Genomic DNA, 15,222 nt, shown 5'->3' on the forward strand with positions numbered 1-15,222 from the left:
TGATCCAGGTCCCATCCGTGATCCGGTCGTGCCTCTCGATCGAACATTCAACCGTGCTTCCCGCCCTCGACGTCCTCGCGCCCGCCGGACCCGTCCGCGCGGCGGTCCTCGTGCTGCACGGCGGTCGGGCCAACGGCTACGGCCGGGTGCACCGCGGCCGGCTCACGTACCTGCGGATGCTGCCCTTCGCAAGGGCGCTGCGGCACGAGGGTGTCGCGGTGCATGTTCTGCGCTACCGCTATCAAGGGTGGAACGCGCCGCACCTGCACCCCGTTAAGGACGCGCGGTGGGCGTTGTCCCACATGCCCGATGTCCCCACGGCACTCGTCGGGCACTCCATGGGCGGCCGAACCGCACTACGCGTCGCCGACGACCCGCAGGTGGTCGCCGTGTGTGCCCTTGCGCCATGGATCGAACCCGGCGAACCCGTTGAACAACTCGCCGGACGTGCACTCTTGATCGCCCACGGTGACCGTGAGCGCTACACGGACCCAGCGCAGTCCTATAAGTACGCCGTGCGCGCCCGAGGCGTCACCCGGGTCGCACGCTTCGCCGTGCACGGTGACGGCCACGCCATGCTGCGCCGCGCCGCCGACTGGACCCGTGTGGTGAGGGACTTCGTCCACGGCGAACTCAAGGTCGAACCGATAGCCCCTTACATCGCGAACGCCATGTGCACGCCGGAGGGTCTCGACGTCCCCTTGGGAGGAACACGTGGTGCAAACCGGTGAACGGCCGCGCGTGGCGGTCGTCGGCAGCGGGGTGGCCGGGCTGACCGCCGCCTACCTGCTGAGGCGACGTTACGACGTCGTGCTGTTCGAACAGGACGACCGGCTCGGCGGTCACGCGCACACCCACGAACTGCCCACCGACGACGGGGGCACGACCCACGTGGACAGCGGGTTCATCGTCCACAACGAACGCACCTACCCCAACTTGCTCCGATTGTTCCGCGAGCTGGGCGTGTCCACTCAGGACGCCGAGATGTCCATGAGCGTCCGGTGCGACGGCTGCGGCCTTGAGTACGCCGGCGCCCGCAAGCTCGCCGGCCTGTTCGCCCAGCCGAGCAACCTCGCCCGGCCCGCCTACCTGCGGATGCTCGCCGAGGTGGCCCGCTTCCACCGGCACGCCAAGCGCTTGCTGGCCCTCGGCGACGACCACGACACCACGCTCGGCGCGTTCCTGGCCATCGGCGGGTACTCGCGGTACTTCGTGGACCACTTCGTGCTGCCGCTGGTGTCGGCGGTGTGGTCGGCCGGTCCGGAAGTGAGCCGGAAGTACCCGGCGCGGTACCTGTTCGAGTTCCTCGCCAACCACGGGATGCTGTCCGTGGGCGGCTCACCGCGGTGGAAGACCGTCGTCGGCGGGTCCCGCGCGTACGTCGAGAAGGTCGCGAAGGACCTGACCGCCGTGCACGTGTCCACGCCGATCCGGTCCGTGCGGCGGGTGGCCTTCGGCGTGGAACTGCGCGACGACGCCGACCAGCGGCACCGCGCCGACAAGGTCGTCATCGCCACCCACCCGGACCAGGCCCTGGCCCTGCTCGCCGACCCGACCGACGACGAGCGCGCGGTGCTCGGCGCGTTCCGCTACTCCCGCAACGAGACCTGGCTGCACCACGACGCGAGCGTGCTGCCCTCGGCGACCGGCGCGAAGGCGTCCTGGAACGTGCGCAAACCCGCGTGCCACGAGCGCGGCGGACCGGTGCTGGTCAGCTACCACCTGAACCGGCTCATGCGGCTGGCCGAGCCCGCCGACTACGTGGTGACGCTGAACGCGACCGACCTGGTCGACCGGGACTCCGTGATCGCCCGGATGGTGTACGAGCACCCCGTCTACACGCCGGAATCCGTTGCGGCCCAACGGCGTCTGCCGTCGCTGGACACCGCGGTCACCGCCTACGCCGGCGCCTACCACGGGTGGGGCTTCCACGAGGACGGCTGCGCCTCGGGCGTGCGTGCGGCGGGCGTCTTCGGGGCTGGCTGGTGAACCTGTACGAGGTCGAGATCGGCCACGTGCGGCGCGAACGCCTGGACCGCTCGTTCACCCATCGCGGGTATGTGTGGCTGGTCGACCTGGACGCGTTACCGACCCTGCCCGTCTGGCTACGGCCGTTCGCGCGGTTCCAGGCGCGTGACCACCTGGGCTCGCCGGAGCGGTCTATAAGGAACAACGTGGACGCGTGGCTTGCTACACAGGGCGTGGACCTTGGTGGGGGACGCGTGCTCATGCTCGCCAACGCGCGTCTGCTGGGGCATGTGTTCAACCCGCTGTCCCTCTACTGGTGCCACAACGCGTCCGGTGCGCTCGAGTGCGTCATCGCGGAGGTGCACAACACCTATGGGCAACGGCACGCGTACTTGCTGCGTCCGGACGACGCCGGCCGCGCACGGGTCGCCAAGGACTTCTACGTGTCGCCGTTCCTGGAGTTGTCGGGGGAGTACGTGATGCGCGTGCCCGAACCGGATGACGAACTCTCCGTGACCATCGCCTTGCGCCAAGGCGGCCGAACCCCGTTCAGTGCCACCATGAAGGGGCGCAGGCGGCCCGCGACGCCGCGGGAACTGCTCCGGCTGCTGGTCCGCCGACCGCTGATGACCTACCGGGTGTCCGGGTTGATCCGCCGTCACGGCATCGCGTTGTGGGCGCGACGCGTGCCGATCGTCCCGAGGAGTGGCCGATGAGCACCATCGACGTACCCCGCCCCAACCAGGGCGTCTGGCCCGGTCTGCACACCCCGCCGCGCTCCCCGTGGCGGGCGCGCGTCGCCGAGGCCGTGTTCCGCAACGCCGTGCGCTCGCTGCCGGTGCGGGTCGTGCTGCCCGGCGGCGCGCGGCTGGGCGCGGGCGGCCCCGACGCGCCGGTCATGCGCCTGCACCGCCCGGAGGCGTTCTTCCACCGCCTGGGCGTGGACGCCAAGATCGGCTTCGGCGAGGCCTACATGGTCGGCGACTGGACCTCCCACCGTCTGGCCGACCTCCTCACCGCCTTCGCCGCCCGCCTGACCACCCTCGTCCCGCCCAGGCTGCAGCTGCTGCGCCGGTGGGTCGAGCGCCGCCACCCCGCGTCGGACAGCAACGACGTGGCCGGGTCCCGGCAGAACATCCACCGCCACTACGACCTGTCCAACGACCTGTTCGCGGTGTTCCTCGACGAGACCATGACCTACTCGTCGGCCTGGTTCGAGACCCCCGACCAGCCGCTGGAGCAGGCCCAGCTGCGCAAGATCGACGGCGTGCTGGACTACGCGGGCGTCCGGTCGGGCTCGAACGTGCTGGAGATCGGCACCGGCTGGGGCGCCCTGGCGATCCGGGCCGCCCAACGCGGCGCCACCGTCACCTCGCTGACCCTGTCCGCCGAGCAGAAGGCGCTGGCCGAGCAGCGGGCGCGGGCGGCCGGCGTGGACGACAAGATCACCGTGCACCTGCGCGACTACCGCGAGGAGACCGGCCGGTACGACGCCGTGGTCAGCGTCGAGATGATCGAGGCCGTGGGCGGGGAGTACTGGCCGACCTACTTCGCCATGGTCGACCGGTCACTGCGGCCGGGCGGGCGGTTCGGGCTCCAGGCCATCACCATGCCGCACGACCGGATGCTGGCCAGCGCCGCCAGCTACACCTGGATCCACAAGTACATCTTCCCCGGCGGGCTCATCCCGTCCGTGCGGGCGATCGAGGAGACCGTCCGGGACCACACCGCGCTGCGCGTCGAGGCCTCCCGGGAGTTCGGCCAGGACTACGCCGAGACCCTGCGGCGGTGGCGCGAGCGGTTCCTGGAGCGGTGGGACGAGGTGGCCGGGCTCGGCTTCGACGACACCTTCCGGCGGATGTGGGAGTTCTACCTCGCGTACTCCGAAGCGGGGTTCAGGGTCGGCTACTTGGGGGTCAAGCAGTTCGGCTTTGTGAAGTAGCGTCGTGTCTCATTAGGCCGAACGGCTGTATCTATCCCTCGCTCGGGTTGTGTTCCCACCACGTGGACCACGTTCGTGGTCAGCTTTGGCGAATCCCGTATCAGGGGCCGCTGTGCGTCCTCCTCATCAATGAGCCGGGATGAGCCGGGAGGGAAGACGAGCGTGAGGAGGTCGCCGGATGGCGCACCACGCATCCGTGCGAGCCGACGTCGAGATCGAGGTCGGCCCGGCGGCGCCCGGCCGCCCCGAGGTCAGGCTGCTGGCCGGCGGGGCGCCCCCGCGCTGGACCGCCGAGACGGAGCTGTCGGACCTGGTCGACGCCGCCCTGGCGGGCGAGCCGCGCGCGGTGGAGCACCTCCTCGCCCGCGTGCAGCCGCTCGTCCTGCGCTACTGCCGCGCGCGCGTGGGGACGCGCGAGCGCACGCTGGTCTCCGCCGAGGACATCGCGCAGGAGGTCTGCCTGGCCGTCGTCTCGGCGCTGGCCAAGTACAAGTACGAGCCCGGGTCGTTCCTGGCGTTCGTGTACGGCATCGCCGCGCACAAGGTCGCCGACGCGCGAAGACGGGCCGTGCGCAGCCGGTCGGAGGTCGTGCCCGAGCTGCCCGACACGCCCGCGCTGGAGGACGGGCCGGAGCAGCGGGCCATGAACGGCGAGATGATCGAGGCCGTCACCCAGCTGCTGCGGCGGCTGCCCGAGCGGCAGCGGGAGATCCTGGTGCTGCGCGTCGCGGTGGGGTTGTCGGCGGAGGAGACGGCGGTGGCCGTGGGCTCGACCCCCGGCGCGGTGCGCGTGGCCCAACACCGGGCACTGGCGCGGATGCGCGAGATGTTCGCCGCCGTCGACGACAACTGACCCCGCCCGCCCACACCGGCTGGTAGCCGCCGCGCCGCCTGCCTGCGACCGCGCCGCTCAGCTCGAACCGCCTGCCCGCGACCCTGCCGCCTGCCCGCGGCACCCGGTCGCATCGGCACCCCGCAGTCGCGCCGGCACACGCGCGGGGCGGTGTTCGCAGCCGTTGGGCACCGGGCCTGGCATCGTTGGAGGATGACGACCGCCGACGAGCCCGCGTTCGACGTGCTGTTGTCCGGCACGGTGTTCCTGGACATCATCTTCACCGGCCTGCCCCGGCCGCCCGCCCCGGGCACCGAGGTGTGGGCCGAGGGCCTGGGCTCGTGCCCGGGCGGCATCGCCAACCTCGCCGTCGCGCTGTCCCGGCTCCAGCTGCGCACGGCGCTGTCCGCCGCGTTCGGCGAGGACGCCTACGGCGACTTCTGCTGGGAGGTGCTGGCGGAGCAGGAGGGCGTGGACCTCACGTACTGCCGGCGGTTCTACGGGTGGCACACGCCCGTGACCGTGTCGATGGCGATGGACCGCGACCGGTCGATGGTCACCCACGGGCACCGGCCGCCCGTGTCCCCTGACGAGATGCTCAACCCGCCGCCGCGCACCCGTGCGTGCTTCGTGCACATCCAGCCCGAAGAGGAGCAGTGGGTGCGCACGGCGAAGGCCGCGGGGGCGTTGTTGTTCGCCGACATCGGGTGGGACCGGACCGAGGTGTGGGCTCCGGAGCTGCTGCGGCGGCTGGACGGGTACGACGTGTTCCTACCCAACGACGTTGAGGCGATGCGGTACACGCGCACCGACACGGCTGTGGACGCGGCACGCGCGTTGTCCTCTTATGTGCCCGTGGTGGTCGTCACGCGCGGCGGCGGGGGAGCGGTGGCCGTGGACGCCTCGACCGGTGAGGTGGTGGAGGTGCCGGGGCTGAACGTGGCGCCGCTGGACTCGACCGGGGCGGGGGACGTGTTCGGGGCCGGGTTCGTGCTGGGGACGCTGGCCGGGTGGCCGCTGTGCGACCGGGTGCGGTTCGCGAACCTGTGCGCGGCGCTGTCGGTGCAGCACTTCGGCGGGTCGCTGTCGGCGCCGGGGTGGGTGGACATCGCGACCTGGTGGCGCACGGTGAGCCGGCGCGCGGAGGTCGACGTGGACCTGCGCGGGTACCGGTTCCTCGAAGACGTCCTGCCGCACCACGCGGGCGTCGAGGTGCGGCGGGCGAGCGCGACGATCAGGCTCCGCTCCTCGTGATGATCACCCGATCGTGATCTTGCCCTGATCGAACACCTGTTCGATCATTGGCCCAGGACGACGGCAGCCGCCGCGGCACCGGGGGTTTCGCCGTCGCCCGAAAGGGGCAGGAGTAATTTCGGGTGCGCAAGCAACCTGGAGCGGTCGCCGCGCGACTTTATGTCCAGGGGGCTTTTTCTCGAGGGGATCCGGAAGGGGTTGTTCAGTGTTCGCCGCGCGTGCGACGGGTCTGGTCAAGTTGGCGGGGTTGTGCCTCGTGGCGGGGGTCCTGGTGGCCGCCCTGCTGTTCCCGGTCGTGGGCGGGATGGGCCTCGCGTCCAACCGTGCGGCGGACACCGTGGACCAGACGTCCGGTGAGTTGACCAAGGCCGAGCTGCCGCTGGTCACCACCGTGCTCGACATGAACCAGCAGCCGATCGCCTACCTGTACGACCAGTACCGGATCCCGGTGCCGTCCGAGGGCATCGCCGACACCATGAAGGCCGCGATCATCGCGATCGAGGACAAGCGGTTCTTCGAGCACAAGGGCGTCGACTGGCAGGGCATCGCGCGTGCGGCGGCCAAGGCCGGTGTGGACGGTGGCGCCTCGCAGGGCGCGTCCACGCTGACCCAGCAGTACGTCAAGAACTACCTGGCGTTCGTGGTCGGCAAGGGCGAGAAGGAGGCCTACGAGAAGGCCACCGAGGCCACGCTGGGCCGCAAGATCAGCGAGGCGCGCATCGCCACGCAGCTCGAGCAGAAGATGACCAAGGACGAGATCCTCACCGGGTACCTCAACATCGTCCCGTTCGGCAACGGCACCTACGGCGTCGGCGCGGCGGCCAAGACCTACTTCGGCACCACACCCGACAAGCTCACCGTGCCGCAGGCGGCGATGCTCGCGGGCCTGGTCAACGAGCCCAGCCGGCTCAACCCGGGCGCGGCCGTCGAGCCCGCGATCAAGCGGCGCAACACCGTGATCGACAAGATGCGGGAGAACGGCGCGTTCGGCGCGGACCCGAAGGTGGCCGAGGAGAAGGCGGCCGAGTACAAGGCCGAGGGCATCGGCGTGGTGCCGGACCTCAAGCTGCTGCCCAACGGCTGCGTCGGCGCCGGCGACGGCCCGGTGTACGGCTTCTTCTGCAGCTACCTGATCGACTACCTGGAGAAGGCCGGCCTGCCGCTGGACGAGCTCAAGCGCGGCGGCTACACGATCCACACCACGATGGACCCGGTCGCGACCCGCGCGGCCAAGGACGCGGCCGAGGGCCAGGTGCCCAAGGACCAGGAAGGCATCGCCAACGCGATGGCGATCGTCCAGCCGGGTGGCGACAAGCACCGCGTGCGGGCGCTGGCGGCCAACCGCGACTTCGGCAACAACGCCGAGGCCGGCCAGAGCGCCTACCCGCTGCCCTCCGAGGTGACCAGGTTCGGCACGGGCTCCACGTACAAGGTGTTCACGGCGGCGGCGGCGTTGGAGAAGGGCGTCGCCCGCCTCGACAAGCAGATCGACACCCCGAAGACGTACACGTCCAAGATCTACAAGGGCGAACGCGGCGGGTACACGGTCAAGAACGCGGCCGAGGGTTACAAGGACAAGATGACGTTGACCGAGGCGCTCGCGACGTCGCCGAACACGGGCTTCGTCATCCTGGAGGAGCAGGTCGGCCTGAACAACGTGGTCGACATGGCCTCCCGCCTGGGCCTGCGGGAGTCGATGAACGGCGTGACGGCGAAGGGCGAGCCCATCAAGCCGGGCGAGCAGTCGCAGGGCGAGACGGTCAAGAGCGAGAACCGCGGCTCGTTCACCCTGGGCGTCGGCCCGACCAGCATCCTGGAACTGGCGAACGTGGCCGCGACGATCGTCAGCTCCGGCACGTGGTGCCCGCCCACCCCGGTGGAGAGCGTGACCGACCGCAACGGCAAGCCGGTGGCGCTCAAGGAAGCCCCGTGCGACCAGGCCGTGAGCCCCGAACTGGCGGCGGCCCTGGCCAACGGCCTCAGCGCCGACACCAAGACCGGCGGCACCGCGGCCGGCGCGGCCGGCAACGCGGGCTGGAACCGCCCGATGATCGGCAAGACCGGCACCACGGAAGACCACTGGTCGGTGGCTTTCCTGGGCGCGACCCCGCACCTGGCGGGCGCGGTGATGACCTTCACCGACGGCGTGTCCCCGCAGGTCATCTGCAACACCACCCCACCCCGCCTGTGCGGCAACGCCCCCGGCACCACCGGCGTCTTCGGCGGTTCGGTGGCGGCCCCGACGTGGTTCAACGCCATGAAGCCCCTGCACGAGAACCTGCCGCCGACCGGCCTGCCCCCGGCGGACCCGCGCTTCCGCTAGCCGGCACTCCCCCACGACCGCCCGTCAGCCGTGGCTCCCCCACCCAGGGGGCCACGGCTGACCCGTCTCCACCCCGTTGCCGTCCCGCGAGCGTGCTCGCGTACCCGACGACAAGCGCCCCGAAACCCAACTTGCTCGATACAGCCTCGCAGCTCCCTCGAAACTCGCCCAAAAGCCCGGTCTGACCTGCGGGAATGCGCCCGAACCCGCGCGGCTCGCGCGCACTGCCGACGCCCTCCGAACCGCTGCCGCGAGCGCCACTTGGTTACGCCGGCCCTACCCCGCTGACCAGGCATTTATAACGACGCAATGCGGAACACGTCGGTACTTCATCACTCACAGTGACGATCAGTGGGTTATCTCACCAAATAGCGCTAGTCGCGGGCCGATGGGTTGCCTTCGCTCATCACCACGGGTTACGTTCCCCGCCGCATGTCACGGTTCGGTCACCAAAGGGACACGGCGCCGCTCCCCGAAAGCGTCGCCGTCTGGATCCCCCGCCAGACGTCCCGACCGGGCTCCCCGATGCAAGGAAGGCATACCTTTGGCACGGCATACCAAGGCCCGTGGTCGCAGCGTGTTCAGCACGCGCCCGAGCGCCACCGGCAAGCGTGGTGCGCACCGCGCGGAGGATGACAGAAAGCCCGTCACCGGCAAGGTCGCGGCCGTCGTGGCGCTCGGCGCCCTGGCCAGTGTCGGCGCCGCGGGCGGTGGCAGCGCGATCACGCCGCTGGCCGCCAGCACGGACCTCGCCGCCGCGATCGCGGTGTCCGGTGCTCCCGAGGCGCCGGTCATCGAGACCCGGCACGAGATCCAGCCCGGCCTGGAGACCGCCAAGCTGATGCGGTCCGAGGGCCTGATGGCCCGTCAGCACGTCACCCAGGCGATCCAGCACGCGTCGGCCGGCTACACCGCCCGCCAGGCGGAGCTCAAGCGCCAGCAGGAGGCCGCCGCGGCCGAGGCGGCCCGCGTGGCCGCCCAGAAGGCCGCCGAGGAGGCCGCTCGCCGGCCCAAGGTCGCCAAGCCCGCCGAGGGTGCGTTCACCTCCGGCTTCGGCGCCCGCTGGGGCACCACCCACTACGGCGTGGACATCGCCAACTCCATCGGCACGCCCATCCTGTCCGCGATGGACGGCGTGGTCATCGAGGCCGGTCCGGCCAGCGGCTTCGGGCTGTGGGTCCGGGTCCAGCACGGCGACGGCACGGTCACCATCTACGGCCACGTCAACGAGATCCTGGTCAGCGAGGGTCAGCAGGTCGCCGCCGGCCAGCAGATCGCGACCATGGGCAACCGCGGCCAGTCCACCGGACCGCACCTGCACTTCGAGGTGTGGCTGAACGGCTCGCAGAAGATCGACCCCGTCGGCTGGCTGGGCGAGCGCGGGATCAACCTCTGAACTCCGTGGTGACACCTCAACGGACATACCGACTGGTCGGTACCTGAGGTACGGTGGGCCCCGTCACCCGATGAGGACGGAGGCGATCGTGGGCCGTTGGGGAATCACGCTGCCGCTGGTCGGCGTCCCGGTGCTCGACCACCGGGAGCTCGTGGCCGAGCTCGGCGACCTCGGCTACACCGACATCTGGTCGGCCGAGACCGCGGGCACCGACGCGTTCACGCCGCTCGCCCTGGCCGCGCAGTGGTCGGACCTGCGGCTGGGCACGGCGATCGCCCCCGTCTACACGCGGGGACCCGCGACGCTCGCCATGACGGCGGCGACCCTGGCCGAGGTGTCGAGCCACCGGTTCGTGCTGGGCATCGGGTCGTCGTCGCCGGCGATCGTGCAGCGGTGGAACGCGGCCGACTTCACCGAGCCGTTCAAGCGGACGCGGGACACCCTGCGCTTCCTCAAGGCGGCGCTCGCGGGCGAGAAGGTCAGCGAGCAGTACGACACGTTCGCCGTGCGCGGGTTCCGGCTGGAGCGCGTGCCGGAGCAGCGGGTGCCGATCATGCTCGCCGCCCTGCGCCCGAACATGCTGCGCCTGGCCGGCCGTGAAGCCGATGGCGCCATCACCAACTGGCTCGGCGCGGACGACGTGCCCAAGGTGCGCGCCGAACTCGGCGACAAGGAGCTCGCCGCACGCATCTTCGTGTGCCCGACCGAGAACGCCGAGGCCGCGCGTGGCCTGGGCCGGATGCTCATCAGCACGTACCTGACCGTTCCGGCGTACGCGGCGTTCCACGACTGGCTCGGACGCGGTGAGCTGCTGCGGCCGATGCACGAGGCGTGGCAGGCGGGCGACCGGCGCAAGGCGGCCGAGGTGATCCCGGACGAGGTGGTGGACGACCTGGTCGTGCACGGCAGCGTCGAGCACTGCCGGGCGCGGGTCGCCAAGTACGCGGCCAACGGCGTCGACACGCCGATCATCGCCGTGCTGCCGACGGGCGAGGACCAGCTGGAGCTGGTGCGCGCCCTGGCACCGGGAGCCTGAGGTGGCGCGGAAGCCGTCGCCGGAGCGGAGATCGACGCCGGAGCGGATCGTCGACGCGGCGGTCCGCCTGTTCGCCGCGAAGGGGTTCGACGCGACCACCGTGCAGGAGGTGGTCGAGGCGGCGTCGGTGACCAAGGGTGCGCTCTACCACTACTTCGGGTCCAAGGACGACCTGCTGTACGAGATCTACCGGGCGCTGATCGAGCGGCAGATGGCGGACCTGGACCGGATCGTGGCCGCCGGCGAGGACGCGACGACGACCGTGCGGCGGATCGTCGTGAGCCTGGTGGAGACGACGGCGGAGAGCGTCGACGAGACCGCGGTGTTCGTGCGCGAGATGCACAAGCTGGGCGCCGACCGGATGGCGTCCTTCCGCGCCGAACGCCGCCGCTACCACGAGACCTTCCGCGCGGTGGTGGAGAAGGCCCAGGCGGACGGTACCTTCAGCTCCCGCGTGCCGGCCGACACCGCCGTGCTCATCGCGCTGGGCGTGGTGAACCAGCTGCCCACCTGGTACCGCCCGGACGGCCCGAAGTCCCCGGACCGCCTGGCGACCGAGATCGCGGACTTCGTCCTGGCCGGCCTGCGCCCCTGATCTCAGTCCTTGACGCGTGCGCGCAGCGTGGTCAGGGCCTTGTCGGCGTGGGCGTTCATGGCGAATTCCGACTTGATGACGTCCAGCACCGTGCGGTCGGTGTCGATGACGAACGTGTGGCGCTTGACCGGCAGTGGGCCGAAGCGGCGCTTCACGCCGAACTGTTCGGCCACCTCGCCCGAGACGTCCGACAGCAGCGGGTAGTCGAAGGTGTGGCGGTCGGCGAATTCCTTCTGCTTGGCGACCGTGTCGCGGCTGATCCCGACCCGCTGGGCGCCCACCTCGGCGAACTCCGCCGCCAGGTCGCGGAAGTGGCAGCTCTCGGCCGTGCAGCCGGCGGTCATCGCGGCCGGGTAGAAGAACAGCACGACCGGGCCCGCGGTGAGCAGGTCGCTCAGGCTGGTCGGGGTGCCGTCCTGGTCGGGCAGGGTGAAGTCGGGGGCGATGTCGCCGGGTTTCATGCCTTGGTCCTCCCGCAGGGTGTCGATCACGCGTCGCACGGTGTTCGCCCGTAGCCCACCGTACGGTTCTCGCTAGGCTCGTAGCCAGGCCGGGAGGTGTGAGTTGACCAGCATGTCCGACGTCGCGCGGGCCGCCGGGGTGTCCGCGGCGACGGTGTCGCGGGCGTTGCGGGGCGAGCCGGGGGTGTCCGAGGCGACCCGCCGCTACGTCACCGAGGTGGCCAAGCGGATGCGGTACGCGATCGCGCGGGACGCCTCCAGCTTGGCCGGCGGGCGCAAGTACGCGGTCGCCGTGCTGACCGCCGACGTCGGGCGCGGGGACCTGCTGGCCGGGGCGGAAGGCGCGTTGCGGGCCGCCGGGTACGACGTCCTGCTCTACGTGCTGCGCGACGCGGCGGCGCGGGAGAAGTTCTTCGAGGAGTTGCCGCCGCTGGGGCGTCGCGTGGACGGCGTGCTCGCGTTGTCCGTCACGCTGACGGATGACGAAGTCGACGCGATCGGGTCGCTGGACCTGCCGTTGGTCGCGGTGCGTGACGACGACCTGCGCGAGGCGTTGCGGCTGGCCGCCGGGCACGTGCTCGAGCTGGGGCACCGGGACGTCGCGCTGGTGCTGCCCGAGGACGTGGACGAGTCGTATGACGAATTGCTGGTGGCGGAGGGGCTGAGCGTGCGTCCGGAGTGGACGTTGTGGTCGTCGTCCACGGTCGCGGGCGGCGAGCAGGTCGTGGACGTGCTGCTGGACGGCGACCGCCTGCCGACCGCCGTCGTGTGCGGGAGCGGGCAGGTCGCGCTGGGTGTGTTCCTGCGGCTGCGCCGCGACGGTCGGGACGTGCCCGGTGACGTGTCGATCGTCAGCCTCGACGGCCCGGACCTCGTCAGCGCGGTCGGCATCACCGCGGTCGAGGGCGCGTGGCGGGAACGCGGCGAGCACGCCGTCGGGCAACTGCTCGCGGGGCTGCGCGGCGAGACCGACGACCGGACGCCACCGTCGGTGCACCTGGTCGTCCGGGAGTCGACCGCACGCGTGAACCCCGGTGAACCGTCTGCAACCATCGGGTGACCAGCCCCACCCCGCCTGGCCGGCGCGCACCGGTTGAGACGAAGCTGTCCCACGTGGACGACGACCAGCTGGCGGCACTGGCCGACGCGCACGGCGTGGCGACGTGGTACGAGGACGCGGAGCAGAAGCGCGCCGACGTCGACCCCGATGTGGTGGTGGCGGTGCTCGCCCAACTGGGTGTGGACGCCTCCACCCCCGAGGCGATCCGCGCCGCCCTGACCGCACCCCGCCCCGAACCCAAGACCCTCGTCCTGCACGCCGGCGACCACCTGGACGGCCCCGGCACCCTCACCCTGGAGGACGGCAGCACCCTCACCCTCCCGGCGGTCCCTCCGCTGGGTTACCACCGCCTGGGCGACCGGACGGTCATCGTCGCACCCCGTGAGCTCCCGCCCGTGCCGAAGACGTGGGGCTGGATGCTCCAGCTGTACGCGATGCGCTCGGACGACTCGTGGGGCATGGGCGACTTCGCCGACCTGGCCACGATCGCCCGCCGCAGCGCCGCCGACCTGGGCGCGGGCGTGCTGCTGGTCAACCCGGTGCAGGCGGTCAGCCCGACCGTCCCGGTGGAACGGTCGCCGTACTCCCCGTCCAGCCGCCGCTTCGCCAACCCGCTCTACCTGCGCATCGCCGACACGGACGCCTACCGACAGGCCGACGACGACACCCGACGCCGCGTCGACGCCCTGCGCCCGGACAACGACACCGACCTGATCGACTACGACGCGGTGTGGACGGCGAAGAAGGCCGCCCTGGAGCTCCTCTGGGAGACCGTGGACCACCCCGCTCCGGACGGCGAACTGCGTGATTTCGCGCGGTTCTGCGCGTTGGCGGAGAAGCACGGACAGGACTGGCGGACCTGGCCCGAGCAGGACCGCGACCCCGCCACCGCGCACGCCGACCCCGACCGCGTCGCCTTCCACGCCTGGCTCCAGCACCTGTGCGAAGCCCAGCTCGCGCAAGCCCGCGAAGCCGCCGAGGACATGGCCGTCGGGATCATCCACGACCTCCCCGTGGGCGTGCACCCCGGCGGCGCGGACACGTGGGCCGTCCGGGACGCCTTCGCGCCCGACGTCCGGGTCGGCGCCCCGCCGGACGCGTTCAGCCAGCTCGGCCAGGACTGGAACCTCCCGCCCTGGCGGCCCGACCGGCTCGCCGAGCAGGGCTACGAGCCGTTCCGCGCCGTCCTGCGCAGCGTCCTCCGGCACGGGGACGGCATTCGGATCGACCACGTCGCCGGCCTGTGGCGGCTGTGGTGGATCCCGCCCGGCGAACCGCCCCAGCGCGGCACCTACGTGCGCTACGACGCCGACGCCATGCTCGCCGTCCTCACGCTCGAAGCGCACCGGGCCGGTGCCGTCGTCGTGGGGGAGGACCTGGGCACGGTCGAGCCCAAGGTCACCGAGGAGCTGCACGCGCACGGCATGCTCAGCTCCGCCGTCCTGTGGTTCCAGCGCGACTACAAGCAGCCCGGTCACCCGCTCAAGCGCCCGCAGAGCTGGACCATGAAGGCCATGGCGAGCATCTCCACCCACGACCTGCCCACGGCCGCCGGGTTCCTCCGGGCCGAACACGTTCGGGTGCGAGCCGAACTGGGGCAGTTTGCGGGAGACGTCGAACGGGAATACCGGTCTGCCGCCACCGAACGCGCGCAACTGGAAGAACTCCTCAAGCGGGAACGGATCCCTGCCGATGACCTGGTTACCGCGCTCCACGCCCTACTAGCGAAGGCCCCGTCCCTGCTGCTGCTCACATCGCCCCAGGACGCGCTCGGCGAGACCCGTCAGCCGAACCTCCCGGGCACCGTCGACCAGTACCCGAACTGGCGCATCCCGCTGCCGGTCCGGGTGGTCGAGCTGTTCACCGACGCGCGTGTGCGCCGGATCGCGGAGGCGTTGCGCCGATGACCGGAAACACGCTCGTCACCGCAGGTTCCGCTTCCGCGGAGTATCGTCAAGCCGTCACCCGCGCAACGGTTGGAGGTGGCATTCACCCGTGAACACCGAGCTGGTGTCCCGCACCGGGCTGGTGCCCGAACAGATGATCGCCCCGGCTCCCGCCGACGTCCTCGAACTCGCCGTCGAACGCGTCCTCGCGGCCGTCCGGCCCTCGAACCTCACCGACCCCCTGGCCGGGGCCCACGCCGCCGAGCAGTCGCTGCGCGAAGCGCTGCGGACCGTCGACGGCGCCCGGCCCGACGAAGCCCTCGGCCGGGCGGTGGCCTGCGCCGAAGCCGCCTGCGAGCACCTGCGCTACTGCGAGTTGCAGGAGGCGAGACTCCTGCTGGTCGCGGCCCGCGGTCAGCTCGTCCGGTCGCACTCCGGCAGGGCATGATCTAGAACGGTAGGGGTTGAC

General features: G+C 71.3%; 14 protein-coding genes. 13 read left to right on the forward strand and 1 reads right to left on the reverse strand.

Going from position 1 to position 15,222, the window contains the following annotated elements:
- Positions 1–17: 17 nt before the first annotated feature.
- The 10 genes from DFJ66_RS36025 to DFJ66_RS36070 all read left to right on the forward strand — a co-directional run bounded on the left by DFJ66_RS36025 (position 18) and on the right by DFJ66_RS36070 (position 11,346).
- Positions 18–731: an alpha/beta hydrolase gene (locus tag DFJ66_RS36025; protein ID WP_246030044.1), complete on the forward strand. Its 714-nt coding sequence runs from the start codon at positions 18–20 to the stop codon at positions 729–731.
- On the forward strand, positions 715–1,989 hold the full coding sequence (locus DFJ66_RS36030) for an NAD(P)/FAD-dependent oxidoreductase (RefSeq protein WP_121228119.1): 1,275 nt from the start codon (positions 715–717) through the stop codon (positions 1,987–1,989). Before DFJ66_RS36025 ends, DFJ66_RS36030 begins: the two co-directional genes overlap by 17 nt.
- Complete coding sequence (locus DFJ66_RS36035; RefSeq protein WP_170200278.1) at positions 1,983–2,684, forward strand: DUF1365 domain-containing protein; 702 nt, start codon at positions 1,983–1,985, stop codon at positions 2,682–2,684. The genes DFJ66_RS36030 and DFJ66_RS36035 overlap by 7 nt, the downstream gene beginning before the upstream one ends.
- Entirely contained in the window at positions 2,681–3,910 is a 1,230-nt protein-coding gene (locus DFJ66_RS36040; protein ID WP_121228123.1) for an SAM-dependent methyltransferase, read from the forward strand. The genes DFJ66_RS36035 and DFJ66_RS36040 overlap by 4 nt, the downstream gene beginning before the upstream one ends.
- Before the next feature lie 178 nt (positions 3,911–4,088).
- Complete coding sequence (gene shbA, locus DFJ66_RS36045) at positions 4,089–4,763, forward strand: RNA polymerase sigma factor ShbA (RefSeq protein WP_246030045.1); 675 nt, start codon at positions 4,089–4,091, stop codon at positions 4,761–4,763.
- 192 nt (positions 4,764–4,955) lie between these two features.
- Complete coding sequence (locus tag DFJ66_RS36050; RefSeq protein ID WP_121228125.1) at positions 4,956–5,996, forward strand: PfkB family carbohydrate kinase; 1,041 nt, start codon at positions 4,956–4,958, stop codon at positions 5,994–5,996.
- Between the two features lie 205 nt (positions 5,997–6,201).
- Complete coding sequence (locus tag DFJ66_RS36055; protein ID WP_246030046.1) at positions 6,202–8,319, forward strand: transglycosylase domain-containing protein; 2,118 nt, start codon at positions 6,202–6,204, stop codon at positions 8,317–8,319.
- 577 nt (positions 8,320–8,896) lie between these two features.
- Positions 8,897–9,715, forward strand: a complete 819-nt coding sequence (locus DFJ66_RS36060) for a M23 family metallopeptidase (RefSeq protein ID WP_246030047.1) — start codon at positions 8,897–8,899, stop codon at positions 9,713–9,715.
- 88 nt (positions 9,716–9,803) lie between these two features.
- Positions 9,804–10,751, forward strand: a complete 948-nt coding sequence (locus DFJ66_RS36065; RefSeq protein WP_121232245.1) for an LLM class F420-dependent oxidoreductase — start codon at positions 9,804–9,806, stop codon at positions 10,749–10,751.
- A 1-nt stretch (position 10,752) separates the two neighbouring features.
- Positions 10,753–11,346 carry a TetR/AcrR family transcriptional regulator gene (locus tag DFJ66_RS36070; RefSeq protein ID WP_121228129.1) on the forward strand — a complete coding sequence of 198 codons (594 nt, stop codon included), beginning with the start codon at positions 10,753–10,755 and terminating at the stop codon, positions 11,344–11,346.
- A gap of 2 nt (positions 11,347–11,348) precedes the next feature.
- Here the strand turns inward: DFJ66_RS36070 and DFJ66_RS36075 are convergent, their stop codons facing one another.
- A complete protein-coding gene (locus tag DFJ66_RS36075) occupies positions 11,349–11,807 on the reverse strand; it encodes a peroxiredoxin (protein WP_121232247.1) in 459 nt (152 codons plus the stop codon).
- A 112-nt stretch (positions 11,808–11,919) separates the two neighbouring features.
- Between DFJ66_RS36075 and DFJ66_RS36080 the strand changes: the two genes are divergently transcribed.
- From DFJ66_RS36080 to DFJ66_RS36090, 3 genes are all read left to right on the forward strand, one after another.
- Entirely contained in the window at positions 11,920–12,867 is a 948-nt protein-coding gene (locus tag DFJ66_RS36080; protein ID WP_121228131.1) for a LacI family DNA-binding transcriptional regulator, read from the forward strand.
- Positions 12,868–12,920: 53 nt separating this feature from the next.
- A complete protein-coding gene (gene malQ, locus DFJ66_RS36085; RefSeq protein ID WP_170199866.1) occupies positions 12,921–14,774 on the forward strand; it encodes a 4-alpha-glucanotransferase in 1,854 nt (617 codons plus the stop codon).
- Positions 14,775–14,862: 88 nt separating this feature from the next.
- Positions 14,863–15,201 carry a hypothetical protein gene (locus DFJ66_RS36090; protein WP_170199868.1) on the forward strand — a complete coding sequence of 113 codons (339 nt, stop codon included), beginning with the start codon at positions 14,863–14,865 and terminating at the stop codon, positions 15,199–15,201.
- The last annotated feature ends 21 nt before the right edge of the window (positions 15,202–15,222 follow it).

It is taken from the genome of Saccharothrix variisporea, assembly GCF_003634995.1.
Taxonomy (GTDB): domain Bacteria; phylum Actinomycetota; class Actinomycetes; order Mycobacteriales; family Pseudonocardiaceae; genus Actinosynnema; species Actinosynnema variisporeum.

Excerpts from the sequence above, each read along its gene's own strand:
- DFJ66_RS36080 (WP_121228131.1), top strand. The coding sequence starts at position 11,920 with ATGTCCGACGTCGCGCGGGCCGCCGGGGTGTCCGCGGCGACGGTGTCG.
- DFJ66_RS36050 (WP_121228125.1), top strand. The coding sequence starts at position 4,956 with ATGACGACCGCCGACGAGCCCGCGTTCGACGTGCTGTTGTCCGGCACG.
- shbA (WP_246030045.1), top strand. The coding sequence starts at position 4,089 with ATGGCGCACCACGCATCCGTGCGAGCCGACGTCGAGATCGAGGTCGGC.
- DFJ66_RS36075 (WP_121232247.1), bottom strand. The coding sequence starts at position 11,807 with ATGAAACCCGGCGACATCGCCCCCGACTTCACCCTGCCCGACCAGGAC.
- DFJ66_RS36040 (WP_121228123.1), top strand. The coding sequence starts at position 2,681 with ATGAGCACCATCGACGTACCCCGCCCCAACCAGGGCGTCTGGCCCGGT.